20 protein-coding genes are annotated in these 25,489 nt (G+C 48.9%); 8 read left to right on the top strand and 12 right to left on the bottom strand.

The genetic code is table 11. From position 1 onward, the window contains the following. Window positions 1-3: 3 nt before the first annotated feature. The 5 genes from KK078_RS09850 to KK078_RS09830 form a co-directional block, all read right to left on the bottom strand. The gene (locus KK078_RS09850; RefSeq protein ID WP_254090095.1) at window positions 4-3,132 is read right to left on the bottom strand and encodes an efflux RND transporter permease subunit; all 3,129 of its coding nucleotides are present in this window, start codon (window positions 3,130-3,132) and stop codon (window positions 4-6) included. A gap of 4 nt (window positions 3,133-3,136) precedes the next feature. Beyond that, window positions 3,137-4,480 (bottom strand): TolC family protein, encoded by a 1,344-nt coding sequence (locus KK078_RS09845; RefSeq protein ID WP_254090094.1) that lies wholly within the window; start codon window positions 4,478-4,480, stop codon window positions 3,137-3,139. A gap of 73 nt (window positions 4,481-4,553) precedes the next feature. Beyond that, a complete protein-coding gene (locus KK078_RS09840) occupies window positions 4,554-4,784 on the bottom strand; it encodes a DoxX family membrane protein (protein WP_262898636.1) in 231 nt (76 codons plus the stop codon). Between the two features lie 107 nt (window positions 4,785-4,891). Next, the gene (locus tag KK078_RS09835; protein ID WP_254090093.1) at window positions 4,892-5,722 is read right to left on the bottom strand and encodes an AraC family transcriptional regulator; all 831 of its coding nucleotides are present in this window, start codon (window positions 5,720-5,722) and stop codon (window positions 4,892-4,894) included. A 73-nt stretch (window positions 5,723-5,795) separates the two neighbouring features. Then, the gene (locus KK078_RS09830) at window positions 5,796-6,170 is read right to left on the bottom strand and encodes a hypothetical protein (protein ID WP_254090092.1); all 375 of its coding nucleotides are present in this window, start codon (window positions 6,168-6,170) and stop codon (window positions 5,796-5,798) included. Window positions 6,171-6,803: 633 nt separating this feature from the next. Here KK078_RS09830 and KK078_RS09825 point away from each other — a divergent pair. From KK078_RS09825 to KK078_RS09805, 5 genes are all read left to right on the top strand, one after another. After that, window positions 6,804-7,007 (top strand): helix-turn-helix domain-containing protein, encoded by a 204-nt coding sequence (locus tag KK078_RS09825; RefSeq protein ID WP_317195885.1) that lies wholly within the window; start codon window positions 6,804-6,806, stop codon window positions 7,005-7,007. Between the two features lie 347 nt (window positions 7,008-7,354). Then, window positions 7,355-7,774: a hypothetical protein gene (locus tag KK078_RS09820; RefSeq protein ID WP_254090091.1), complete on the top strand. Its 420-nt coding sequence runs from the start codon at window positions 7,355-7,357 to the stop codon at window positions 7,772-7,774. 63 nt (window positions 7,775-7,837) lie between these two features. Next, window positions 7,838-8,542 carry a hypothetical protein gene (locus KK078_RS09815; RefSeq protein WP_254090090.1) on the top strand — a complete coding sequence of 235 codons (705 nt, stop codon included), beginning with the start codon at window positions 7,838-7,840 and terminating at the stop codon, window positions 8,540-8,542. 178 nt (window positions 8,543-8,720) lie between these two features. After that, the gene (locus tag KK078_RS09810) at window positions 8,721-9,812 is read left to right on the top strand and encodes an NHL repeat-containing protein (protein ID WP_254090089.1); all 1,092 of its coding nucleotides are present in this window, start codon (window positions 8,721-8,723) and stop codon (window positions 9,810-9,812) included. Window positions 9,813-10,324: 512 nt separating this feature from the next. Continuing rightward, window positions 10,325-11,512, top strand: coding sequence for a restriction endonuclease (locus tag KK078_RS09805; RefSeq protein WP_254090088.1), 1,188 nt, complete (start codon window positions 10,325-10,327; stop codon window positions 11,510-11,512). An 87-nt stretch (window positions 11,513-11,599) separates the two neighbouring features. Here KK078_RS09805 and KK078_RS30425 read toward each other — a convergent pair whose 3' ends face one another. From KK078_RS30425 to KK078_RS09765, 7 genes are all read right to left on the bottom strand, one after another. Further along, a complete protein-coding gene (locus KK078_RS30425) occupies window positions 11,600-12,202 on the bottom strand; it encodes an FKBP-type peptidyl-prolyl cis-trans isomerase (RefSeq protein WP_262898635.1) in 603 nt (200 codons plus the stop codon). 161 nt (window positions 12,203-12,363) lie between these two features. Further along, window positions 12,364-13,428: a serine hydrolase domain-containing protein gene (locus tag KK078_RS09790; protein ID WP_254090087.1), complete on the bottom strand. Its 1,065-nt coding sequence runs from the start codon at window positions 13,426-13,428 to the stop codon at window positions 12,364-12,366. A gap of 24 nt (window positions 13,429-13,452) precedes the next feature. Then, window positions 13,453-14,355, bottom strand: a complete 903-nt coding sequence (locus KK078_RS09785) for a DUF4249 domain-containing protein (protein ID WP_254090086.1) — start codon at window positions 14,353-14,355, stop codon at window positions 13,453-13,455. 2 nt (window positions 14,356-14,357) lie between these two features. After that, on the bottom strand, window positions 14,358-14,570 hold the full coding sequence (locus KK078_RS09780; RefSeq protein WP_254090085.1) for a hypothetical protein: 213 nt from the start codon (window positions 14,568-14,570) through the stop codon (window positions 14,358-14,360). Between the two features lie 63 nt (window positions 14,571-14,633). Continuing rightward, on the bottom strand, window positions 14,634-16,910 hold the full coding sequence (locus KK078_RS09775; RefSeq protein WP_254090084.1) for a TonB-dependent receptor: 2,277 nt from the start codon (window positions 16,908-16,910) through the stop codon (window positions 14,634-14,636). Continuing rightward, the gene (locus KK078_RS09770) at window positions 16,894-17,748 is read right to left on the bottom strand and encodes a FecR family protein (protein ID WP_254090083.1); all 855 of its coding nucleotides are present in this window, start codon (window positions 17,746-17,748) and stop codon (window positions 16,894-16,896) included. Before KK078_RS09770 ends, KK078_RS09775 begins: the two co-directional genes overlap by 17 nt. A 15-nt stretch (window positions 17,749-17,763) precedes the next feature. Beyond that, window positions 17,764-18,270: an RNA polymerase sigma factor gene (locus KK078_RS09765; protein WP_254090082.1), complete on the bottom strand. Its 507-nt coding sequence runs from the start codon at window positions 18,268-18,270 to the stop codon at window positions 17,764-17,766. A gap of 267 nt (window positions 18,271-18,537) precedes the next feature. On the opposite strand from KK078_RS09765, the gene KK078_RS09760 reads away from it, so the two are divergent. The 3 genes from KK078_RS09760 to KK078_RS09750 all read left to right on the top strand — a co-directional run bounded on the left by KK078_RS09760 (window position 18,538) and on the right by KK078_RS09750 (window position 25,418). Further along, window positions 18,538-19,059: a hypothetical protein gene (locus tag KK078_RS09760; RefSeq protein WP_254090081.1), complete on the top strand. Its 522-nt coding sequence runs from the start codon at window positions 18,538-18,540 to the stop codon at window positions 19,057-19,059. A gap of 383 nt (window positions 19,060-19,442) precedes the next feature. Then, window positions 19,443-24,398, top strand: coding sequence for a PKD domain-containing protein (locus tag KK078_RS09755; protein ID WP_254090080.1), 4,956 nt, complete (start codon window positions 19,443-19,445; stop codon window positions 24,396-24,398). A 12-nt stretch (window positions 24,399-24,410) separates the two neighbouring features. Then, on the top strand, window positions 24,411-25,418 hold the full coding sequence (locus KK078_RS09750; RefSeq protein WP_254090079.1) for a PorP/SprF family type IX secretion system membrane protein: 1,008 nt from the start codon (window positions 24,411-24,413) through the stop codon (window positions 25,416-25,418). Window positions 25,419-25,489 lie beyond the last annotated feature (71 nt).

Here is a 25,489-nt window from a genome sequence, read left to right as displayed (position 1 = left end):
ATGTTATTGTGCATGGTAATACTTGCTGGTTTCGTCTTCAGGATCGAGTGATGCACTTTGATAACTACGATTGCCTTCGATGGAATTATAAATCAGTGGAAGAAAAAGCAATGTGCTGATCAGTGAGAACATCAGGCCACCGATCACGGCAATACCGAGTGGTGCAATCTGGTCACCACCTTCGCCTAACCCAAGCGACATCGGGATCATCCCCGCAATCATCGCCAGGCTCGTCATTACAATAGGGCGTAGGCGATTAAATGCTCCTTCGCGGTAAGCATTGGGGTTTCCTTCCTTTCGAAATTGTTCAGCATTAGTGACGAAGAGAATGGCATTGGCAATGGCCACACCAACGCCCATGATCGTACCCATGTATGACTGTATGTTCAGTGTCTTTCCGGTAAGCAATAACAACAGAAAAGATCCTGCGATAACAGCCGGGACGATGGAGAGTACCACGAGTGATAACCGGAATGACTGGAAGTTCGTAGCGAGTAATAAAAAGATCACTACGATGGCGATGAGTAATCCGGTTTGCAGTTCGCTCATAGTTTCGTTGAGCAAATCGGCCTGTCCCTTCACCATGATCTTAACACCTTTCGGCAGCTCGCCCAATGATGCAACGGCAGTGTTTACATCACGTACAGCACTTCCCAAATCCTGATTGAAGATGTTCGCTGTGATCGTGATAAACCGTTGCTGGTTTAGCCTGTCGTACTCACCCGGTGTTGATGTCATGCGCCAACTGGCGATATCACGCAAATACACGGGAGGATCGTTCAGCACAGGTACGCCTTCAATATCATCCGTGGAGTTCATAATGAACTGGGGATATTCCACCTGCACCTGATAAGCAGTACCGGTATTTTTATCAAGCCAGTAGTTGGGTTGCGTAAAACGGCTCGATGACGTTGCTGCGACCATCGACTTTCCAATGTCATCTACACTGAGTGAAAGTTGGCCGGCTTTCACGCGATCAATTTCAATCTTCACTCCGGGATAATCAAGCGGTGTAGCAATCTGTGCATCGCGCAGGTAAGGAATCGTTTTTAACTTTGATAGAAGTTTATCTGCAATCTTCCGCGTCTGATTAAAGTCACGACCTTGAATAGCCAACTCCACTGGATTGCTTGAACCAAGATTGATCACCTGATCGACGAGGTCTCCGGGCTCGAATGAGATGGTGACATTTGATAACTTCTTTTCAACTACTCCGCGCAAGCTTTCTTTAAAAGATTCAATGCCAGTCGATGCGCCCTCTTGCAGGTTGATCCGGATGACGGCTTCATGCGGCCCGCTTGTCCATAAGTGAATCAAATTCACCGGATAACTCGATGGCTGCGTTCCCACAAATGCTGAAGTGATTTCAACTTCGCCACCCGATACGCTATCAGCCAATTGAAGAACACGTTTCGCAACTTGTTCAGTGCGTTCAAGTCGTGTGCCTACCGGGAGTTTCACGCGGACAACTGCTTGCCCTGCGTCGGTCTTCGGAAAAATCTCTGTCCCAATAATCATGACCAGCACTGCGATCATTGCAATACTCAATACTGCGTAAGCACTTAGTGCAAATCCGGATTTTGATTTAAGCTTGTCCAGGGTTGCTAAGTAGCGTTCTCTGAACCGGTCAAACTTCGCTGTTGAATGTTCAGGCAGGGAATCGCTCAACAACCAGTTGGCCATGACCGGAACAAAAGTATTTGAGAGAAAGAAGGACCCGATCATGGCAAAACCTACTGACAATGCGAGAGGCAGGAACATCCCTCGCGGCACACCACTCATAAAGATGGACGGAACAAACACAGCAAGAATGCAAAGCAGGATCAACAGCTTTGGCCACACAATCTCTTTACACGCATCGAGTATCGCGCGTGACTTTGATTTGCCCGTTTCCTGGTGACGATGAATGTTTTCAATGGTCACGGTTCCTTCATCCACCAGAATTCCTACCGCAAGAGCAAGTCCACCAAGAGTCATGATGTTGATGCTCTGACCGGCCAGAAACAGAAATGTAACTCCTGTAAGCAACGCCAAAGGAATGGTGAGCACAATGATCAATGCACTCCTTCTATCACCCAGGAATAGCAACACCATCAAGCCCGTAAGTAATGCTCCGAGTCCTCCTTCAAATAATAGGTTTTTGAGTGAGTTGATGACATAGCCGGACTGGTCGAACTCGTACGTCACCTTTATGTCGTCGGGAATAGCTGCCTGCATTTCAGGTAATGCCGCCTTCACTCGTTTCACCACTTCCCATGTTGAAGCAGTGGCACGCTTGGTAACCGGAATGTACACCGACCGTTTTCCGTTAATCAGCGCATAACTTGTGGTAACATCTGCCCCCAACTGCACCTGAGCAATGTCGCGTACATAGATGGCTGCACCTGACCCGAGTGTGAGCGGCACCCGTTCCAATTCTTTGTAGTTCTCTACCTGCGTATTCAATGGCGTGAGTAAGGTTTCATCGCCAATGCGAACATTTCCAGCAGGTGTGATCGTATTTGATTTGGCGATGGCTTGTACTACTTGGTCGGGCGTGAGTTTATAGTTTTTTATTTTATCCGGATCAACTTTGATGATAACCGTTTTCTGGTTTCCCCCAAAGGGCGGCGGAGCAGAGACGCCTGGCAACGTAGAGAACATCGGACGAACGCGGAATAATGCCAAGTCGGAGATTTCTGAAAGTGATTTAGCATCGGATGTAAAGACCAACTGTCCGACCGGAACGCTGCCCGCATCGAACCGTGTGATAAACGGAGGCACTGTACCCGGAGGCATGAAGGCGCGTGAACGATTCACATAACCGACTACTTCCGCCATCGCCTGGCTCATGTCGGTGTCTTCCTGAAATTGTATCTTAATGATGGTCGCCCCCTGTATCGATTTCGATTCGACAAACTTCACACCTGTTACATAGAGGAAGTGATATTCATAATACGATGTAATCAATCCCTCCATTTGCTCAGGCGACAGTCCGCCATAGGGCTGTGCCACATAGACGGTAGGCAGACCGAGTGTGGGGAAAATGTCGATCTTCATGTTTCGCGCGGCCAATACAGAGAAGAACACAATCGCCAGCACGGCCACTAATACCGTTATCGGTTTTCGCAAAGCGCCTTGTAGTAGATTCATATAGTTAGTTGAACTGGTTCAGGAAAATATGAATGTCACCCTGTACTGCTGCCTTGTAAAGCAATGCTTTCCATGCATTCAGGTATGCCCGTTTCAGATCGGCTTCTGATTTAATCAGTACATATTGTGCTTGTATCAGATCGGCATAGTTCACGAGGCCGGAATTGTATCGGCTTATCAACGTGCGGTAGGAGAATTCAGCCGACTCATAGAATGACGGACTTTCGTGCGCGATCTTCAATGCATTCGCAAGCGTGACGTCAGCCACATCATTCTGCTTTCTTAATTGCAGATTTACCGTGTTCAATTTCTCTTGCTCCGCTTTGATCTCCGACTCCCGTGCATTTACCTGGTGACGGACATTGGCGAATCGAAGTAACGGAACGCTCAATATCAGTCCTACTCCATAGTTATATCGGCTGAACGAGAGTCCGTCTTCCGAATTTAACTGGCCGTCGTATCGAATGCCTGATCCCCTTGCATAAGCTGCTCCCCAAAACGACAACGTTGGATACATTGATGTTTGTACGTACTTTTTTTCGTATTGATTGATTAACACACGACTCATTGAAAGGCGGATCAATGGATGCTGTTGTGGAAGTGTGTCAACGGTGATGAAAGGCAGTAACTTAAAATAGCTGCTATCAATCGAATAATTAGCCTGTTCACCGCCCAGCAATTCGGATAGTATTAGTTGCTGTGACTGTTTCAGTTTCTCATATTCAAGTAATTCAATTCTTGCTCGTGATAGTTCCGCTTTGAACAAGGCTGTGTCTGTTCCTGGACGAAGGCCACTTCGTGTCAACGACTTCACGATGCGCACATTGTCTTGCGCGCGCTCCAGATTTTTGGAATATACGTTCACCAGTTTATGTGTCAACACCAGGTCGAGATAGGCATTTGCAGTTTTAACCTGGTGCTGAAATACTTCCTGAGCCTGATCAGCTTGCTGATATTCCTGGTAAGCTCGAGCCGAATTGATCCTTGACTTACGTTGGCCGAAAGTAAAAGGCTCCCAATTCAACAGTAGTCCTCCAACACTACCAAAGACTGCATCGTATGTATTGGTGGTTGACGGAGGTCCGCTGATAGGAACGAATCCATGACCAACTGCCATGCCGGTGATGTTGTTGTACGTGGCATAGTTCAATTGATACGCGGCATCAAGAGATGGAAGTGCTGTGCTTTTCGCAAACGCCACCTGATCTTTTCGTGCCTGAACTTCGTATCCTTTTGCCTTGAGCAGTGGATAATTGGCTTCCGCTTGCTTCAGTATCTCTTGTAAAGCCTGACCATGACAGAAATGTGTGATGAAAATCAGACTAATAATGAGTGTATATCTTTTCATAATTATACGATACCTAAGCCGATGGCAATGGAGAGAACGAATAACATGACAGTGACGATATTTTGAATAACTTTTAGATAAGCGCCAACAATGGCCGCGATAAAAGCGGGAATTCGAACGACCCCACGAAAGGTCCGAGAAAGTCGGGATTGGGCAAACCAGTTTTGGCGAAGCGGCCAGAGCTGAGCTTGCCTGCAAAGAGAAACTTCTGAATTCCCTCCGAAAGGAAAACAGCACCCACCATGAACCGGATTAATATCGTTGTTGATGCAGTATCGGTTGACGCGATCTTTTTAAAAGTCATTAGAATGGACGATTTGAAAACAAATCACCAACCTGCTGGAAGATGATAATGCGAATTAAGACCTGATCCCGGCGGTTTTTGCGGTATAATTCGATTTTATTATAGTATTATTGAAAATACCTGGACCGGAAGGCTTGTGGGGTTTTTCCCACGGTCTTTTTGAAGTACTTGATGAAGTGCGACGGGTCGGTGAAATTGAGAGCAAAAGCAATCTCGCTGATGGTCTTATCGGAATGAATCAGAAACCGTTTTGCTTCCAGTATCACCTGTTCAGTAATCAACTCGCTTGCTGACTTCCCTGAAACTTTGCGGCAGATGGCATTCAGGTTTTGAGGTGAAAGACCGATATGATCGGCAACCTGATTAACCTTGAGATTGGAAACTGGATTTGCCTGTTGAATAAAGTACTGAAATTTTCTAAAAACTTCCTGGCCTTTAGAAATGACAGTAACACTGGTCTGATCCTTATGACGTAATAATTTAACAAGTGCGACCTGAAGATAACCTTGTAAAAGTTCAGTAGAATTTTTTGAAGGATTACGATACTCTTGCTCCATCTCGCCAAAGATGAAATCAAGGTTATCATCTTCCGAGGGGTTGACGTAGACGGTATCTTCCAGTGAACGTACAAGATTCATCAGATCTTTCTTATCGAAGAAACCTTCGCGGAACAGCATCACATAACCTTTAGGAATCTCCGTCATTTCCCAATAGTGTAGCTGACCAGAAAGAAAGAAGACAACGGGAGGTGCGATTTGAAATTTATCAGCATCAATCCAGTGAAAACCTGCGCCTTGAGATAAGTAGATCAGTTCAAAGTACGCATCGTGTTTGTGTGGTTTGGTGCGCTTGACTACTTCCTTGAAACGGGAAATCTTGAAGAGTTGTTTTTCTTTGAGTTTATTCTTTAGGGTGATATCATTTGAATCACGTTCCATAACTGAAGTACGTTGAAGGCTACTGAGAACAAATATACAGATGACCTCTTATCATCCCGTCTAAATATCGATATCATAGTGCCGACGAGTCCTCATAGCAGGTCACGCCTAGGGTGATTCTCATTTCACCCAGCAGACGAAGCGGTTCTGGCGCAAATTCCCAGTTACATTGGTTCGTATAGGCCAGTGTGACGGTGAGGTTGATGTCGGTGACCCCCACCTGTCGCAGGATGTCAAAGTGCTGGTGTAGGGCTATCACAACGGTCTCCAGGTCTCTCCCCTCTAGCAGGGCGCTGCCGCCGGGTACGGGCTTACCCTTGTAGCGGCCGATCGTGCCGATAGAACCTGGCTCTTCCTGCGCGGTAAGCAGGAGGCTGGTGAGGTTGGCCAGATGGGCGGGGCTGAACGCCTCGCCCATCAGCAGGCATTGTATGGTGCAGTCCGTCATTCTAAACTAAAAGCTTCAAGTGGCACGCCGGTTTTACGGTGTTTCCGGTCGCAGGATTTTTTAGGACTATCATGTCCTTGTCGTCGATGCCAATATCGGGATTATTAGAGCCAATTTTTCTCATATCTGCTGTAAATGGGTTCGTCGTCATCGGTTTGATCGCCTTATGAGATTTATTGAACCATGGTAATCAACCTTTTAGCAAGCTCTTCAGCAGATGGGAAGCGGAAACTGGCGGCTTGAAATTCAGCATCTTCAGATTTTTCTACCTTGCTTTGAGAACTGGTCTTTGAAGAATTTGGCGATCCAGATTCAGTAAGCACGAATGCAGCACCCTTCGGTCTACTACAAAAAAGCCTTCTAATTGTGGAATTGGAAGGCTTTTTTTTGTCCGACTGGAGAGGAGTCGAACCTGTTTTCGTAGACTTTGAGTGCTACGCAAGTCAAATCACCTGCTCCAAACCTGTAACTGGCTTGAAAAGCTTAAACGTCAACAAGGTCTCAGCATTATCTACCAAGTCATCACGAAGCACGACAACGGTGCTATTGATCGGTCAATCGAAAATTGATGGGTTGAACAAAACAACTCTTTACATTTTTGCCGTGTAGCATGGCGGGCTTCCAACGTGTGATTTGATAAAGAAAGAAACAGGTAAAACGGCTTTAGAATACATTCAGTTGAAAATAATGGGTTTAGCGAAGCAAAAGCTATCGGATGGAAAAAAGACGGTCAACGAAATAGCGTATGAGTTAGGGTTTCAGTACCCAGCCCATTTTACACGAGCTTTCAAGAAAAGTACTGGGCTGACCCCTGTTGGGTATCGCTCTTTAAACTAGCGGACGGTCTGAGCACCCTGATCGCAGCATCCATGGAGGCTGTTCACTGTGGACGACGATGACTGCGCGAGAAGCCGCATAAGACGAACTGGCCAAATACATACACTAACTCGTGTTAGTGTTTTGACTATGTTTCGAAAATGTAAATCGCTAAAAATGAACTATTTACATGCTTTAATCACCCAGTCAATCTTTGAAGCGTTTGCAGATCACGGTTCATTGAGCATGAATGCAACACCCACCGGTCTACATTTTCGATTTAAGAGCAAACTTTTCGGAGTTTGCTTTTTTTGTTTTGGCTCTCGATTTGTTTACTTGTGGTTTTTAAAGCTTCATACCGCTTACAAATGCATGAAGGAGAGACCATAGTTGTTGAAAGGTTACGAATAGCATGGAAAGACAGCCTCTCTGTGTTTGCTCTTGGTGGCATGCCGAAGCCTATAAAAGCGATAATAAGCCATATTATCAGTCAGGGATATGACCAAGTGTTTGTGCCCAGCAGTTCGCTATATACGTTACTTATCTCGGTTCCAATAGACAACAAGGTAAATTATTTCTATACGTTGCGTGTGTGGTATGACGAACAAATCCAGACTATCAAATTTAGGTTTGTTCAAAAAAAAGCAGATGAGAAGATGGATTCAGTCGACACGAGATTAACCAAGTGGGAAGAAACCTGTCAAGCATCCGAAGGAATTGTCATCCTTGAAGAATTTCTAAATAGTAACAATGTTTTTCGAGATGCGATCATCCAATTTAGAAAATAGCAAAGGGTGGTCAAAAACAGAGATCTTGTCTTTTTTGTTTTTTAGGACGTTAAACTTAAACGTATGTCGGCCATGTATGTTTTGATGGGATCATTCCGCCTCTGGATTGGTATTGTTATAACTCTCATTTTATTCAGCTGTTCTTATTATCCGAAAGAAAAGCCATTAGCCAACTTCCAGGATAATAACGGCGTAATAATTCTTTCATCATCGTATAGGATGGGTAGAGACACGATCGAATTCAGGAGGATATTAAAAGACGGGCCGAAAATCATTGTTCAACATGGTCAACTATTTACAGGCCAATATGCGATGGGATACCAGCGTCTCAATATTTTGGCGGAGTTACGGTATGAAAAAAAGGTGCTTGACTCGTTGTCTGATGCATATCAAAGCCAGGGGTTTGTATCGGGCATTGCGAACACACCGGTGATTTTGTTTGTTCAAATTGCTCCCGATTCGGCTATGAGTGAATTGCAATACTTCGGTTTCCTGAATTTGCGGCAACGAATGGAAGACAAAATTCATACATCGCTGCAGGTTGAAAATATTGGTGAGTGGATTGGGGGAGACATGGGAGCGGGTGCTAATATGTTGTTCTCTGTAAACGACTGGGACGCCGCCCAGGCAAAAGTACTGGCAATTTTAACAGAAGAACAGCTGCGGGATCATGTATTGATTGCAAAACGAATCATGATTTCAGAGGACGATTTCTGGTATGAAGTTACCTATCCGGTAACGTACCAAGGTGTGTTTAATAGCATGTAAACTAGAATCGCCATTTTACCGATTTTGCCCTCGCACAATCCGTAGGTCCTACGGATTTCGACTTTTTCTCATATCAGAAAGGCCTCCGTTCCCATGCTCTTAAACTTATATTTACTATAGCCGACACGTTCTAATAAGAACCGGATATTATTTTCGTTCTTTTACGAAAGTATAATACATGACCAGATTGGTATTGCTTATGGCGATAGTAGTGTTCCTGTCGAGTGGATGCAGAGAACGGGCGTGTGGGCTGTCCACTATCGTTCCTTTGGATTCGATAGATGTCGATTCTGTGAATCACTCCCTGGGAACATTTACCGACTTTCATATCATTGATAGTACGGTGCTACTTTTGACTGATAGCGGAAAACTGTTCCGTGTACCCATGGATGCGTTAGGGACCTCCCCCGAGTTTCTGTTGGATAGCGTCACCGCATTTACGGCCAGTGCGGACGGAAGTATTTGTGCATCCAGAGAAAACGGATCAGTGGATCGGCTAACCCGTATGGGCACCGCCAGGGTTACATCGATCGACTCGACTGTTCACATCTTGAGGTTTAATTCCAAAAATGTGGGATACGCGGTTACCGATCGAGGGATCATTTCCTTAAGTAGCTCAAAGCTTTTCTTTCCCGATTCATTGCAGAATTCGCCCTTCACGATAGATGATTTCTGGAATAAACCCCGTTGCGCGTTTGTTGATAGCGACGATAACCTCTGGGTGGGGTTTAATTATGGTGAATGGGGAGGTAATATTGTGGTCTTTGATACGAAGACTGAGCAATTTAAGATGATCGAGTTTGACACCCTTCGCCCCTCATCAGCGCCAATAATGAGTTTATTCGAAGGGAAAAATGGAGTGATCTATGCAACCAGTGGCTTAATGCATTTTGACATCGCCGGAGGGATTTTTGCCATCGAAAATTTTAAAGCCAAGCTGATTTACGACAAGTTCGCGTGGAACGTTTCTGAAAATGACATCACTAATGTCGGCGAGTATATTGGACCCGGTGCATTTAATGAGAAGAACAAGCAGGTGTTATACTATTCTAATCTCGGCTTTTCATATGCCTCTTACGAGGACGGGCTATTTTGTTCAGTGTCGTATTGGAAACCCCGCTTGTTATGGCGCTACGGCCAATCTATGGCAGTAGGGTATGGAATGAATGTAACGAAGATTCAGTTCACCAAGAACGGATCGTTGGTTTTCTTAACGACGGCCAATGGCATCGGTTTTTTAAACGGTGATCATTTGATTTTTTATAAGTGATAGCGACATTTCCTTCATTCTACTGATCTCCAGATACTCGTCGGCGTGTCTTTTATATGGATTCGTGATCGGCGGTATGCCCGCTTTTGCCTGGTCCGCCGTAGAGACTATCGTGTGGTGGGAGACGGTACGTGCCGATTACACACGCTGGGGTATGTACATCGTTTATTGGTTCGGATTTTCTTTCGGAGTGTTGATGTATATCCGGTTTTTTCGGGATATGTGGAAGCAACGAAAGATTCAGTCCTGACTTCCATTTTTCAATATCGTATTAAAGGAAGTTTGTTTAATCAAAAAACATTTTTGAGCGGACGTATCACCGCACTATTTTTAATGGCAGAATATAGGACTCGGCACTATTCCTTCCAACGAACAGCGGAACACCGTCCGCAGAAGTGATTTAACACAACTTTTAAGAGCAAACTTTTCAGGGTTTGCTCTTTTATTTGCAAATCTGTTATATTAGTGGGTCGGGCGCCATAGATGGCGTGCCTTTGCATGATCCTGCAGTTATGGTCAATATCGTTTTTTTTCTCCACCTGCTTGCCAATATTTTTATTGTATCCTTCGGCGTTGGCGCTTTCGTGCATACAGAATTTTATACCGGGTTATTGTCCATTATAGCCTGGGGCGTAGATATGATCTACTTCGTTCCTTTTATCAAGGGGCGCGCTAAGGTACTTCCCGCGTCGACGTTCCTATCGCATTTGACTCCAAAAAACGTAATGGCCTTTGTGCGATGGTCTGTCGGGTTTTTATTTGTGATGTCCGCTGTCAGTTTGCTCTCCGACAATGGGTTCACCTCTCAGGTGATATCGATATATATTGCGGGTATAGCCATTTTTTCGCCGCTAGACGGAATTATCTTCGATAGTTTCAGAGATAACCCCAAGGAAGGATTTTCACAGGATATTAAAGTATTGATCGGCGTCGCGCGCAGTATAGGCTTCTTTCTGGTGATTTTTGCGGTTATGCTTTCCGGAGACGACACAGCAGGTCCGGGATCTAATGGACTTATAGTGATAGGAATTCCTCTCCTTCTTGCCGGTCCTTTGGCGAGGTGGATTTTGCGAATGCGGCAAAAGAACGTAGCCGGCATGCCTCAATCCGATAATACCACGCCTTCAGCCGGACTTGCGATAAATCATGTGTGGCTTCAGAAGCCGACTAGGGGAGATACTTCACAATCGGTGATCCTACCGGACAGCTCTATAAACATCGAAGAACTTAAACGGGATTTCATAGCAATTTCAACCTTGGAGCCGCAAAAGAGAGGATATGCCTTTCAGGATTTTTTGAATAGGTTTTTCGATGCGCATAACTTTTCTTCACGAACCGCATTTCGCACAACCGGTGAGGAAATAGATGGCAGCTTTGAAATTGAATCTCAGATTTATTTGCTCGAAGCGAAATGGCAAACCAAACCCTGCGGGCAGGCTGACCTGTTGGTTTTTAATGGAAAGGTGGAGGGGAAGTCAACCTGGGCCCGGGGTATCTTTATAAGCTACGCGGGATTCTCTGAAGAGGGACTACAAGCGTTTTCACGCGGAAAAAGAACAAGCATTATTGGAATGGATGGACAGGATATTCTGCATATCCTGAATGGAGAGATTACCCTTCTCCATGCAATTAAGAGAAAGGCGAGGAGAGCCGTGGAAACGAATGGTTTCTTTGTTCCTGTACAAGAATTGATCCGTTGACAACGACCGCGAGATAACCTATCGATTAGCCAGGTAACGGCTACCGAGTGAGTTACGGCGAAATCCGCAATGGATATTCGTGCGCTGCTATTTTACATGGAGCAGCTCCACCTCAAAGATCAACGTAGCAAAGGGCGGAATATCACCCCCCGCGCCATTTTCGCCGTAGGCCAGGTAGTAGGGAATGTAAAGTAACCACTTGTCGCCTTCGCGCATCAGCTGCAGGGCTTCGGTCCAACCGCCAATAACCTCATTGACGCCAAAGGTTGCGGGCTGCCCACGCTGTACAGAGCTATCGAACACCCTGCCATTGATCAGTTTTCCGGTATAATGCACCGTTACCCTCGATGTAGCCTTTGGGGTTTTGCCGTTGCCCAGCTTCAGCGCACTGTATTGCAGGCCGCTGGCCGTGGTGGTAACACCTCCCTTGAGCTTGTTGGCGGCGAGAAATTTCTCGCCTTCCTCTTTGGCACCGGCGTGTTTCTTGTTGGCAGCTGCTTGCATATAGGCCTGTACGGTGCTGTTAGCATCTTGCAGGCTGATCGTAAGATCGTTGTTTTCGTATACATCGCGGAAGGCAGCAGCGACAGCCTCTATATCCAGGGAATCCGCTCCCTGCGAACGTACGCTGGAGGCCATCAGCACACCCAGGCTATAACTTAATTTTTGTAATTCTGTGGTTAGTTCCATGATCATTTTGGTTGTTAATTGACCGCAGCACACGTGGCTGGCCTCTCCGTTGCTCCGAACCGTCCGAAGCGCCGGCAAAATTACCTTATTTCCGACAGCCCCTCCCTGTTGGGGCGAAGTTTTATTCAACAGGCACCCCTGTTCCTTCCTCCAGTCTACTTTCAGCGTTGGACAACCAGCTCCATCAACTCATCCGCCACATCAAACATGTCCAGCGTCGAGTCGTTTGAGGCCATGATGATCACCGTTTCAGTATCCGGAAAGAAGCTCACGATGGCCGAAAAGATGTCATTGCCACCGTCATGCCAGAATACGCGGCCAAGGCCGTTCTCGTCAGCAACCCATCCATAACAATAATAACTCGATTCTTCACCTTCCTGCACGTAGGGTGTGAGATATTTCGCGAGGGCCTTATCGTCAAGCACCTTTTTACCGGTTAAATCATTGACCCAGCTATACATATCGTCTGCAGTTGTAAGGATGCCTCCGTTGGCCTTCAGGTGCCAGCCGGGTCCATCTGCCAGCCACGGCTTCTCGGTCGGTTTGCCATCAGGCTCACCTTTCCGATAACCGACAGCAATGCGATCCTTAAACGAATCCGCCTGCAATACGCTATATCCCGTGTCCTCCATTCCAGATGGTGTGAACAGGTATGTCTTTAAAAAAGATTCGTACGATTGGCCACTCACCTTTTCGAGAATGACCCCCAACAGGCTGTATCCCACGTTGGAATATTCGTACGCAGTGCCAGGGGTAAAAACCAGCGTTGATTGGAATGCGAGATCAAGGAATTCGTCTTTCGTTACAAGGTCGTAGTCGTCTCCCAAAGCGCTCTTGAATCCCGATGAATGCGTCAGTAGTTGATGTAACGTTATATTGGCCTTGTCATCGGGCACCTGCGGAAAAAAGTCGATCAGTCTTTGTTCCACGGTGAGCAGGCCCATGGCTTCTGCTTTTACGATGGCAGCGCCGGTGAATTGTTTAGTGAGTGAGCCGAAATCGAAGATCGTGTTAGGAGTATTCCTTATTCCTTCAAGCTTGTTGGCAAATCCATAGCCTTCCCGGATCAATACTTCTCCGCGGTGCACGACCAGCAGCGTGCCTGAAAATCCTTTTTTTTCATAACCCGTCATCTTCTCCGAGATCTGTTCTTTGAGCGATGGAGATTCATTTTCACGGCAGCCGAAGAAGCATACGGCCAGCACAAGCGTTGCTAACTTTTTCATGGTATGACTCAATTATGGTGAATGCTAATGTTTGACGGTGTAGAGCGAATAATTATATCCTGAGAAAGTCCCGAGACCGTTGCGAATGTTGGTGGCGATCTGAACCGGTTCGGAAACATTTTCGCGCTCTTCGAGCTCTTGCTGAAAATCGGAGGTCCTCAGGTAGTTGTAATATTCCTGGGTGATGGATTTGAGCACGAACTTTATGTTCTGCGGCTTTTGAAAATCGACGAACGCAGGAATGATAAAAAATTTGAGCGTGACCGAATGTCCGTTAAAACTGTTATCATTGAAAGCGATATACTTCACACCCTGGACCTGCTGGGGTCCCCCGATCTCGACATCGACATTCCCGCTCGTGTTTACTTTAAGCTCTTCGACAAGCAGTTCATTTAATTTCCCGGTAAGTGTTTCCGCCGCACACTCGCCCGTACAGTTTTCCACCAAAACTTCCAGCGAATAGAAGTTTGCCGACTCCTCCGGATCCGTTAACGTTATCTGCGCGGGATACCCATATTCTCCCGTGTTCGTATACTGGAGTGTTTTTGAAAGCTCAGCATTCGATATTCCGACTTGCGGAGGAATAAAACTGGTTGACGAAAGTGGGGTGCTGCCGGCAATAGTCTCGAAGCTGTATGTATTGTTTTCAGCGGGCACGATGGTACTGATGTAGATGCCCTGCGCGTTGGCCGTAACGTCTTCCATGAATTGACCGTTTTCCGACAGGCGGATACGCAAGGCGGAGTTCCGTTGAATAGTTTCGGCGTCAAGGATCGGTACGGTGTTGAACGCATGGATCGTGAGCGGACTTCCAGGCCGGAAGAATGAATAGATGACAACACCCGAACCGTTCTCCGGAAGCCGGGGATCGACGGTCGTTTCGCATGAGAAAAGCAGCGCGGCTAAAATGAATCTCAGTTGCTTCATGGTTAAAATTTGAATTGATAACTGATGTTTGGAATGATGGGGAAGATGCTCAGTTGCTTGAATTTCCTGTTCAGCGCGTTCTCGTCATTCAATTCAATGTAAATGGGATTAAGCCGGCTATACGCATTATACAACCCCAACCCCCATTTGCGCTGCCCCCACCGGGTAGTCCTTTTAAAGCTGATGCTGACGTCCAGCCGGTGGTAGTCTTTCATTCGCGACGAATTTCTTCCCGGAAAGTGTTTTACAAAATCATCGTAACCGGCGTTATTGGAATCCTAGCTGGCTTTGGGATAAGTGGACGTGGGCAGGGTGATCGCATTGCCCGTATTGTAGACCCACACGGCGCTGAAATCGACACGCTCGTTGACCGCTATGGCATATACCAGCGCGATGGTATGCCTCCTGTCATACCGGTAAGGAAAGGTGTTGCCGAAATTCAGGTTGGCAAATGTACGCGTTGACTTCGACCACGTATACGAGATCCAGCCGGTAGACCGACCCATTTTCTTTTCAATAAACACCTCGGCCCCATAACTTTTGCCACGGCCCGATTCGATCTTGTTCTCCCACCGGCTGTCGATATCCAGGAAGCCCACCCCGTCCTTATACTCGATCAGGTTTTTCATCCACTTATAATATCCCTCCACAGACAGTTCAATCCCTTTGCGCGTGGTCGCGATCCCAAACGCCACCTGGTCTGATAGCTGCGGTTTGACCCGGTCGGTTGAAGGAACCCAGAGGTCGGTAGGCAGACCGATCCCGGAATTCACAAGCAGGTGTATATATTGCGCCATGCGTGCGTAAGATCCCTTTACGGAGAACTGCGGGCCGATCTTTTGGCTCAGGATCACCCGTGGCTGCAGAGAAGTGTAAGTTTTTGTGTCGGCAAAGGCCATCGAATAATGGATGCCGAGGTTGGCACTTGTTGAGCGGGTAATGGATATTTCGTCTTCTGCGTAACCATACAATTCATGGAGTTTTATTTCAGGCGACCCGAAGGTGGTGTCCCTTGTTATGTGCGACTGAAAGCGTGACATGCCCGGGGTCAATGTATGGCTGACGAAGTTTGCTCCGAACTTCACCTGGTGATCGTTGTTGAAGGAATAATCAAAATCAGCTTTGAAGCCGAGGTCTCTGATGTTCGAGTAGTATTCATTGTGCCTGTTAATATCCGGAATGACCTGGTTCCCGGAATTTTGATAGTGCACAGTAGTGGCCAGGTCAAATTGATACCGACTGTAAAGGGCTGTCAGGTTTCCAAAAAGCCGGTCGTTGTACTTGTGATTCCAGCGGAAGGCCGATGTTAAATTGCCCCAGCGGATATCGGTGGTTTCTTTTCCCGTGAGGTCGGATTCTTCCTCGAGCGTGTATCGATCGTACAGGTTATCCCGGCCGGAATAAAAGCTCAGGTAAATGCGATCTTTGGGAGAAATGATGTGATTGATCTTTGCATTCAGGTCCCAGAAATTTCCGCCAATGATCTGGTTGCTCCCCGCGGCTTTAGCGATCGGAACAGTTAACAGGTCGAGATACGTGCGCCTGCCGGACAGCATGAACGACGTTTTCCCTTTCGAGATGGGGCCGCTTACTGTGAATTTTGAAGCCACCAGTCCTACCGCGCCCTCACCTTCAACTTTATTCAGGTTGCCCTCCTTCATTTGAATATCTACAATAGAAGAGAGGCGCCCACCGTATCGGGCGGGAAAACCGCCTTTGATCAGATCAACCGTATTGATCGCATCCGCATTAAAAACAGAAAAGAACCCGAAGAGGTGACTGGTGTTGTAGACCGGCACACCATCCAGCAGCACCAGGTTTTGATCGGGCCCGCCGCCCCGAACATGAAAACCGGCTGATCCTTCCATACCGGACTGAACTCCGGGAAGCAGTTGCAGTGTTTTTAGAATATCGGTTTCTCCCATCAATACAGGGAGGCTCTTGATACGCTCCGGTGAAAGCCGGATGTTACTCATCTCAGGAAGATCAAATGCGTTGGATCCCGATATGACGACTTCCGACAACTGGCTTTCTTTTCGTTGCATGGCGATCTGTAATTCGCCACGAAACCCGCTGATGCTGAGCTTTTGATTGCCATACCCGATGAAGCTGACCACAACCGAGTCGCTGCCTGTCGTAAGGCTGAAGAAACCGAACGTATTGGTCGTTACACCTGTACCGGTAGCAGGATCGACGACGTAAGCGCCGATGAGGCTTTCACCCGATTCGGCATCACGGACATAACCGGTCAGCGTCCTGCCAGCGTGGTTGATCTTCCGGAAAACCAATAGCGCTCCTTTGACGACAACTTCAATGCCGGCAGCGTGTAAGATCTTTGTGAGCACCTGCCGGTCGGTCAGATCCACTCCGTCATCCACCGTTATTTTAACTCCGGTCAGGGCGTCAGCGTAAGAGAACCTGGAAGTTGTATGCGCGTCGAGGTAAGAGATCAGATCACCGAACGTTTGAATTTTCGGATACCTGTCTTGAGCCGTGGCCGGTACTACGCTTACGATGACCCAGCAATAAAACAAATACCTAACAACCTTTGCCATAGATGTATAGTGTATTTGAATCGGTTCTCCATTTCGTGCCGAGCGTCTCGTTTATGATATTGAGAATGTCCTCCAGGGTCTCGTATTCAATTTTGGCCGACAACGTGCAGGAAGCGATGGCAGCATCGACTTCCACTTTCCTGTCGAATAATTTTGAAAGCATTACGGCGACCTCCTTTAACGATTTTTCCTTCAGCGTCAATGAGCCGGAGTACCACGAAAAGTCATTGAGGTCCCATGGCAGCACAGACAATCCACCGGTAGGAGAGATCCGACCCTTCTCACCTGCCTTCAGATTCAAAGAATTGGTCCCCGACCGAAGTCTTACTATCCCCGATCGGACCGTAACCTCGGTTACCTGGTTTCGGAAGCTCACGTTAAAGGAGGTCCCTCCCACCATCACTTCATAACCTCCCACGCCGATCACGAAAGGGCTGGACTCGTCTCGCCGGATATTAAAAAAAGCCTCGCCCTCCAGGGATACTTTCCGGTTTTTCTCACCAAAGCCGCCGGACAATGTCAGGCGGGTCTGACGATTCAGGGTCACGTTAGAGCCATCGGCAAGGCTGACGTTTAGTTTTTCATGATCATCTGTTTTGAAGACCTTGTCGAGACGGACGATCAGGGTTAACGATAGCCCAAGGATGAACAGCACGGCCGCTGCTGCCAGCCATCGAACAGGTGTTATAGCCGGTCTGCCGGAAGAGGGTTTCTCAACCTGAAGGAGAATCTCTTTCCACGAGGTTTCTTTCTCTTCCTCGGAAATGAAATTTGCAAGCGGTATTTTCATCTCGCGTATTTTTTTTTCGAACTCAAGGTCTTCGTGATCAGTATTCATAGCGCCTGATTGTTTTTATTTTACCGACTCCAGGAACAACGCTTTATAAGGAGCCAGCTTTTCTTTAATCTTTTGCAGACCATTGTGGATATGCTTTTCTACCGTTTTCACTGACACGTTAAGGGTATCGGCTATTTCTTCATACGTAAGGCCATCCATCTTGCTCAGCATAAAGACTTCGCGGCATTTGTCGGGCAGCCCCAGAATGGCAGCCTCCAGTAAATAGCCTGGAAAATGCTGGTCATGAACGCCCGGATCCTGGTCGATCGACAGTTCAGGAACCAGCGACTCGAATTTTTTAATGCTTCTCAGGTATGTAAGCGATTTGTTCTTTATAGCATGGAATGCAAAGGATTCAAATGATTCGATGCGATCGATCATCCCGTTCTTCCAGATATCCGCAAAGAAATTCTGAACAATGTCTTTGGACTGTTCCTTGTCTTTGGTGATAGCATAAGAATACTTTACCAGGGGCGTAAAGTGGCATTCAAACAATTTCCTGAATTCAGCTATTTTTTCCATTCGATCAGGTATATGACTCGCGAATAGGAAAACCCCCTACCCGGTGCCGGAAATATTTTTTTACAGCAGCCGTCGCCCCACAAAGATTTGCATAACAGATGTTAGGATTTGACAGGCTCCGCTCTTTATCTATCTTTCGTGATCCGATTGGCTGGTTTTTGTGCTGATTTGACACATTTAGGAGAGTGGATTCCACCTGGTTTGGGATCACAAAGCAAAAAGATAAATCCATTGGTCAAATAGGTGCAATGCCACCCGGTAAAGATAATGGCAAGGCTTATAATAATACTGGCAGCTCTTTTTCTGTACGCATGCGGAACCGGGGTGAGCGTACGAAAATCAAAAGTTAAATATCTGGATGGTCAATTATCCGGTACTTTTGATAACAACGCGTTCAAAGTGAACGGGTGTAGATACGGTTCTCCCACGTTGCTTGACTTATTTGAAATTTATCAGGTAAGAACAGATAGCGTATCGGTAGCGTTTGATGGATCGGGAGCGTTGGAGTTGGCGTATACGGACAATGACGGCGAATGGAAGAAGGACAAGCTCAAAGGTTCTTTTACAAAGAAAGGTTATTACGAAGTATTTTTAAGAAATGACAAGAAAGAAATCCCTCCATTTTTTTCGATCATTTATGGTAGATACAATGTCAACAGAATAAGGATGGTACTCACCACGGAAGGGGATTTGATCATAGATAACACCTGGGATGAGAGCGCAAATATTTTATTCTTAGGCGTTGGTGATAAAGGAAGACGACAAAGTTTCTTTAGGCAAAAATTATAAGCGCAAACCTCCTTTACGTACCCCTTTCGCTATACGAATCCCTGAAACTCCCCAGCGGCGAAACGTCGGTCTTGTCGATGCTCTCATTTACTGCACTATACAGGTAGTAGTGACACTTGTTTTCTGATCATACCACGCCGTCCTAACACATTCCACACCGTACTAATAAATGAAATGCTGTGGAACATTTTTTTAAGCAGATCAACGCAAAAAGATGTATGGTGAGTATTGTGGTAATAGTGTAATGTATACACGAAGTATAAATCTGCTTAGTGTATTTTATTCTACAGATATCACGGTGTAGGGTACACGCCAATTTATTTGTGAGAAACGTCTTGCCTTGTTAACTTGTTAGTACAACTTTATAATGTTGTCAAACGATCATGGAGGGTTTTTGTAAAAAAATATCTGTTCTGATCTTTTTTGCCGTCGTGCTTTTGTCGGGGTGGCGGAGTGCCTATGCACAATGCATTGGCTTACCCGCGGTCGCAGCGTTGGGTAGTAACAAAGTTCCCGCCGGACTCTGCGCACCCGTGAGCGCCAACCTTATTTATACCATACAGTTTGCCTCTCCGGTGCCGGCCGGGCAGTTGGAATTAGTGTACGATTGGGGCGATGGAAGTCCTTCTGAAACAGTAGCATTGGTGCCGGGTTCCCGCAGTTATCATGAAGAACGGATACACGACTTTCCACGCGAGAGCGGTTGCGAATACATTGTGACCATGACGATCCGCTACAACGGCACGGTGTGCTCCAACACGCGTCAGGTTCAGAAAATCTCATCCTGGCGAACAGACGCATTTAACGGCGGAGACATTGCCCTGATCTCCCGGGTAACAGACAAGGCGGAGCATCTTGTATGCGAAGGGAGTGACCTTCGCGCTATATTCGACGACGAGAGTGTTTTTAACTGTAATCCCGGGTACATCGAGCTTCCGCCGGACGCGATCGAGTCGCCGAACGTGGAAGACCGCTGGCGGCAGATTATTTACAACAGACCGGTAGCGGGCAACAAGATCCCCAATGTATCGGTAAACGGAACATTGGTGACATCGGCCGGTGGAGCAGACGTGATACTCGACTACGCCGACCCTCGGGGCATTCTGCACCTGACATCACCCGTGCAGAAGGACGACCCCCGACGCACGCCATCGCTCGAGATCACCGCGCCCGGCGGCTTCGGCGCGGGCTTTCCCAAACCGGGGGACGTCTTCACAATCACCCTGCGGTATTGGAATTTCTGCAACCCATACGATGATCCCAATATACCGGGCCCCCCGGCAGATCCTGCAAACGGAGATCATGAACCGATCGAAAGAACGTCGACCATCCGGGTCATCGCTCCCCCCGTCGCACCGGGCCCGTCGGGCGAGGTTGTCTGCAGCGGGACCACCCCGAAAGCTTTTTCTGTCACAGGCGTGCCCATCGCAAATACGATCCGGTGGTATGAAAATATTCCCGGCCCCGATCGTCCCGGAAGGTTGCTGGGTACCGGAAGAACCCTCGCCGTGACCGCACACCCCGCGTGGATCTCCAACACAACCCCCGGGGTATATAAAGTATGGGCCAGTCAGCAACCCAATACCGGTATCGTTACATGCGAAAGCCCGAAAACGATGGTGACCCGCACCATACGCGAAGGCCTCGAAATAAGCGAACCGACGCCGCCCGTTCCCGCCGAGATCTGCAACGGCAGTACGTTGTCGGTAGTGCTGCCGACAGCGCCCGTGCTGCCCACGGGTGGTCCTACAAAATACACGTGGACGGGATCCGACGGCGTCAGTGTGCTGCCGGGTTCGGGCTCGACCGGGAATTTTGCCATTGATGTGAAAGATTTTCAGGGACAGTTGTCGGTAGACCGCACGATTACTGTTTCCACGTCCTATACCAGCTCCCCGGCATGTGCTGTCACCAGGCAGTATACTTTTCGCGTATACCGGGCGCCGGCCGGCGGAGTAGTGTCGTCGGCAAAAGATGTATGCGAAGGGGACCTCATAGACACGCTGCTGCTGGCAAACGCGGTGGGCGCAAGCAGGCAGTGGGAGGTCAGGAAAGACCTCGCTGCGTTCACACCGTTCACCGGGATATCCGGCAACAACTACCTTGTATCGGGCGCGCTTACCCCGGGCACCTATACGTTCAGGGCCGTCGTGGGAAATGGAAACTGTGCCAAAGCATACAGCACGGAAAGCACCCTGCAGGTTTTTGCCGTACCGACGCCGGTGTATGCAGGGTCCGATCAGTTTCATTGTTCGTCCCTGGTCTCGGAGCCGCTCGGGGCAACCAGGCCCGTCGTGGGCGTCGGGCGATGGTCGTATGTGGCCAGCATTCCGGCCAACCTGCCGGCACCCCTGTTCAGCAACGTGAACGACCCGGATGCGACGCTGTCGATCTTACGGGAGAACGCCGGCGCGTACACAGTGCGTTGGACCGTGTCCAATAACATCTGCGAGCGGTCCGACGATGTCGTGGTCGACTTTGGCACCGTCCCCTCCGATGCCGCTGCCGGACCGGATCAGGCGCTCTGCGGAAACGAGACCACCCTCGCCGGCAACACACCGCAAAAAGGTGTAGGTCGATGGACACTGGTCAGCGGCCCGCAAAATTGCCAGGACAACAACACCTGCCGGATAACGATCGCGAATCCGCTGTCACCGACTTCGTCCATCAAGCTGTCGGATGAAACGGGCTATGGCACGTATACCCTGCGGTGGTCGATCAGCAGTGGCGGCAATAACTGTTTCTTAAAGACCGACGATGTTACGATACGGTTCGATCAACCGCTACGCGTTACGGCCAATGATACGGACGTACTTTGCATCGACCCCGAAGGATTGCTGCCCATCGCTCTCTCCGGGCGCGTGGAGGGAAATTTTGGCGATGCCTATTGGGCGAATGTAAACGGCTATGGAAGTATGTCGGGTAGCAGTGCGGTGTCCGGAACCATCACGGCATCATATACCCCAACCCTGGACGATTATACGGCGGGCACACCGATTCGCGTCAAGCTGGTGGCCGTCCCGCTGCCGACGAGTGTATGCGCTGCGGTAGAGCGCGCCGTGACGATTCAGATAGACCGGACGCCCGTGGCAAACGCCGGTGCTGACATTCCCTTCGCCTGCTCGGCCGAGGTCACGCTGCGCGCCGACGTACCCATGTACGGAGCCACGGGCCGCTGGAGCACCACGGACGCCGCGGTACTTTTTGCCGATGAGACAGATCCACATACGGCGGTGACACAATTACCCCCTCCGCCGGCAAGCGTCCGGTTGACGTGGACGGTGACCAGCGCCAGTGGGCGATGCGTGTCGAAGCCATCCACCGTAACGGTAAGCCGCGTCGCCCTCCCCGGTGTAAGCGATGTCACGGTAAGTCAGTGTGAAATAGCCAACGGAACGACGCAAATCAATTTGGCCCTTTTCGAAAATTCCGTCACCGCGATACCGGCCGGACAACGGGAAATAAATTGGTACCGGGGCACGGCCATGACCCCGGTGAATGCAAGCACCATGCAGTCGGGGATCGTGGACGGAGAGCTTTTCTTTGCACGTGTAACCGATGCAAGGACCGGCTGTTCCAACCAGGCAAAGCTCACCGTCCGCGTACCGCCCGCCCCTAGGGTAATGGACGGTCTGGTAACGCTTTGTGACGAAACCACGGGAGGCCTCTCCGTTTCGGGTATCGACCTGTCAGAAGCACGGTTCAGAAATGCGGTCACCCAGGAGTCTGCTGTAATCATCAACTGGTATGCATCCCTGGAAGAGGCACAACAGGACCTCAACGCGATCAATACAAGGATTGACGTCACACGGCGGCGGGATGTCTATGCGCGGGTAACAGCGAACACGTCGCCGTTCTGTTTCAGCGTGGCAAAAGTGGCGATCGTGGTGAATCCCGTCCCCGCCATAAGCGCGATCTATGGTCGCGAGTCTGTTTGCCAGGGGCATTCCTCCGTACCCGAGGGCGAGCTGCTGTTTGAGACCTACCAGGTTACACCCATACCGGGAGCCACGTACCACTGGGAGGTGCCGCAAGGTGTAAACGGATTTAGGATCTTTGGCGGCGGCGAGGAAAGCGACTTTTACCTGTTCCTGCAGTTTCCGAATGTACTCACCGGCACGATAACCGTAAGACCTGAATTGAACGGCTGCATCGGTCCCGCGGTACAGAAACGCATCCGCGTCGATGCAGCACCCGTAAAGCCCACCATCGTCGGCGCATCGGAGGTATTTGAAGACACCAAAGGTATACCGTTTTCGGTAAACCCGAACAACTATCCGTCATCGACCTATAATTGGGAGATCAGGAGGTTGTCCGATAACTCTTTTGGCGGCGCATATATCGTCGAGGGACAGGCTACCGGCAACATCCTGGTGAATGTGCTGACAGAAGACATCGTCCTGTCGGTGCGGGAAAATAACGCCATGTGTGCGAGTGAAACTGCCAGCAAGACGATCGCTGTAAAGAAACGTCCACCCCCCGAAGACCTGCTCGCTTCATTCGCCGTTACCCCGATGGCGTCCTGTTTCCCCACGACGATAGAGGTTCAGAACCTGTCGACGGGAGCCGATACGTACAGTTGGACCCTATACAACGAGGGCGATATTGTCGCTGTCTCCAATCTGATCGACCCCCGATTTAATATTTCAAGTCCCGGCGTATACCAGCTTCAGCTGATCGCAACACACTCAACCACCGGAGAGTCGGATCAGCTCCGGGTGTCAGAGATCAAGGTGCTGGACGTGCCCTATGCCGCCTTCACAGTAAATAACAACGTGATCTACGCACCGGATACGGAACTAAAGCTTTTAAACTTTTCTTCGAGAGCGGAAACGTACCAATGGTCTTTCGGCGATGGCGAAACATCGTCGCTCTTTGAGCCTGTGCACACCTATCAAAAAGAGGGCATGTACCTCGTTACGCTGCAGGCCGGTATAGACCACGGCAGCCAGGATGTGGACGGCGACGGTACTGTAGACGGCCCGTTGATCTGCTCCGATACGGCCGCGACCCAGGTAACGGTACGGGAGGGCGGATATATACAGATCCCGAATGCATTTACGCCGGATGAAAGCGGCCCCACCGGCGGTCAGCCCTCCGGCGCGGGGATCAACGATGTGTTTCGGCCTATCGTTAGGGGTGTCAAAACGTATAGAATGCAGATATTCAATCGCTGGGGAACGAAGATATTTGAAACGGAGGATCCCGAAGTGGGCTGGGACGGTTACAGCCCCGCCGGTGAGCTGATGCGCGCCGGCGTCTATGTCTATAAGATCGAAATGACCCTGTCCAATGGCGAGCAAGACACACGGATGGGAGACGTTGGGTTGATCCATTAACCAGAATGTGCCATGAGGAGACTATTGTTTGTACTGATCTGTATGTCTGGTGGCGGCAGCGTCTTTGCCCAGGACCCGTTGTTCTCTCAATATTACCAGGCACCGCTATTCTTAAATCCGGGCTTCACCGGCCTCACCGCACGGCAAAGGTTTGTCGTCAACCACCGCATCCAGTGGCCGGGATTGCCGCAGGCATACTCCACGTATGCGTTTTCGTACGATATATACTTTCCGAGAATTGCCAGTGGCGTGGGCGTGATGATGAGCTCCGATAAAATGGGATCCATGAACTGGCGCTCGAATACCGTTCACATCTTGTATTCATACAAGGTACGGCTGAACGAAGCGTTGATCTTTTCTCCCGGAATTTCCTTCGGTTATGGCAGCAACGGGCTCGATCGTTCGAAGCTGATCATGGGCGATGTGCTGCAATACGGTGGCGCCACCATCGATCCGGCAGTGAACAGACTGTCTACCTCCCGCTACATGGACTTTGGATCGGGCTTTTTGTTGTACACCAAAAAAATATGGCTGGGTATGTCGATGTCGCATCTCAACAGGCCGTTTTTATCGCCGTTAGGAGAAAACGACCGGCTCGATATAAGGACGACTGTCCATGCAGGTATTAAAATGCCGCTCAGCAAGGCCTATGCGGCGCGCCAGATATACCTCACGCCTTCGTTTATTTATCGCCGGCAGGGCAAAACGTTCTCTCAGCTGGACGCGGGTGTCAACTTTCACACAGAACCCGTTTCGCTCGGAGTCTGGTATCGCGGTAAACCGCTGACAAAGAACATAACAGATGCAATCGATCAGGATGCGCTGATTCTTTTCCTCGGCCTGCATGTCAAGACACTGACGGCCGGCTACAGCTACGACTTTACAATTTCATCGCTGGGCGCGGGGACCGGAGGCGCACACGAGCTCTCGATCATGTATGAGTTGCCGGCGAAAAAGAAGCTCAGCAAGAACAAGCTGATTCCATGTCCGGCATTCTATCGCGACACCCGCTTCGAATAAAGACACCCTATTCCGACTTCAGGCTCTTCACAGGATTCATCCATGCCGGATCGACTGATGACGCACCGTTA

It is taken from the genome of Dawidia soli, assembly GCF_018598185.1.
Taxonomy (GTDB): Bacteria; Bacteroidota; Bacteroidia; order Cytophagales; family Cyclobacteriaceae; genus Ohtaekwangia; species Ohtaekwangia soli.
Note: the sequence above shows the minus strand (reverse complement) of the source record. Positions and strands in the feature narration are given on the sequence as shown.

What these genes read in the sequence shown, in the direction of transcription:
- KK078_RS09850 (WP_254090095.1), bottom strand. Translation starts at nt 3,132, where the DNA reads ATGAATCTACTACAAGGCGCTTTGCGAAAACCGATAACGGTATTAGTG.
- KK078_RS09845 (WP_254090094.1), bottom strand. Translation starts at nt 4,480, where the DNA reads ATGAAAAGATATACACTCATTATTAGTCTGATTTTCATCACACATTTC.
- KK078_RS09840 (WP_262898636.1), bottom strand. Translation starts at nt 4,784, where the DNA reads ATGACTTTTAAAAAGATCGCGTCAACCGATACTGCATCAACAACGATA.
- KK078_RS09835 (WP_254090093.1), bottom strand. Translation starts at nt 5,722, where the DNA reads ATGGAACGTGATTCAAATGATATCACCCTAAAGAATAAACTCAAAGAA.
- KK078_RS09830 (WP_254090092.1), bottom strand. Translation starts at nt 6,170, where the DNA reads ATGACGGACTGCACCATACAATGCCTGCTGATGGGCGAGGCGTTCAGC.
- KK078_RS09820 (WP_254090091.1), top strand. Translation starts at nt 7,355, where the DNA reads ATGCATGAAGGAGAGACCATAGTTGTTGAAAGGTTACGAATAGCATGG.
- KK078_RS09815 (WP_254090090.1), top strand. Translation starts at nt 7,838, where the DNA reads ATGTCGGCCATGTATGTTTTGATGGGATCATTCCGCCTCTGGATTGGT.
- KK078_RS09810 (WP_254090089.1), top strand. Translation starts at nt 8,721, where the DNA reads ATGACCAGATTGGTATTGCTTATGGCGATAGTAGTGTTCCTGTCGAGT.
- KK078_RS09805 (WP_254090088.1), top strand. Translation starts at nt 10,325, where the DNA reads ATGGTCAATATCGTTTTTTTTCTCCACCTGCTTGCCAATATTTTTATT.
- KK078_RS30425 (WP_262898635.1), bottom strand. Translation starts at nt 12,202, where the DNA reads ATGGAACTAACCACAGAATTACAAAAATTAAGTTATAGCCTGGGTGTG.
- KK078_RS09790 (WP_254090087.1), bottom strand. Translation starts at nt 13,428, where the DNA reads ATGAAAAAGTTAGCAACGCTTGTGCTGGCCGTATGCTTCTTCGGCTGC.
- KK078_RS09785 (WP_254090086.1), bottom strand. Translation starts at nt 14,355, where the DNA reads ATGAAGCAACTGAGATTCATTTTAGCCGCGCTGCTTTTCTCATGCGAA.
- KK078_RS09780 (WP_254090085.1), bottom strand. Translation starts at nt 14,570, where the DNA reads ATGAAAGACTACCACCGGCTGGACGTCAGCATCAGCTTTAAAAGGACT.
- KK078_RS09775 (WP_254090084.1), bottom strand. Translation starts at nt 16,910, where the DNA reads ATGGCAAAGGTTGTTAGGTATTTGTTTTATTGCTGGGTCATCGTAAGC.
- KK078_RS09770 (WP_254090083.1), bottom strand. Translation starts at nt 17,748, where the DNA reads ATGAATACTGATCACGAAGACCTTGAGTTCGAAAAAAAAATACGCGAG.
- KK078_RS09765 (WP_254090082.1), bottom strand. Translation starts at nt 18,270, where the DNA reads ATGGAAAAAATAGCTGAATTCAGGAAATTGTTTGAATGCCACTTTACG.
- KK078_RS09760 (WP_254090081.1), top strand. Translation starts at nt 18,538, where the DNA reads ATGGCAAGGCTTATAATAATACTGGCAGCTCTTTTTCTGTACGCATGC.
- KK078_RS09755 (WP_254090080.1), top strand. Translation starts at nt 19,443, where the DNA reads ATGGAGGGTTTTTGTAAAAAAATATCTGTTCTGATCTTTTTTGCCGTC.
- KK078_RS09750 (WP_254090079.1), top strand. Translation starts at nt 24,411, where the DNA reads ATGAGGAGACTATTGTTTGTACTGATCTGTATGTCTGGTGGCGGCAGC.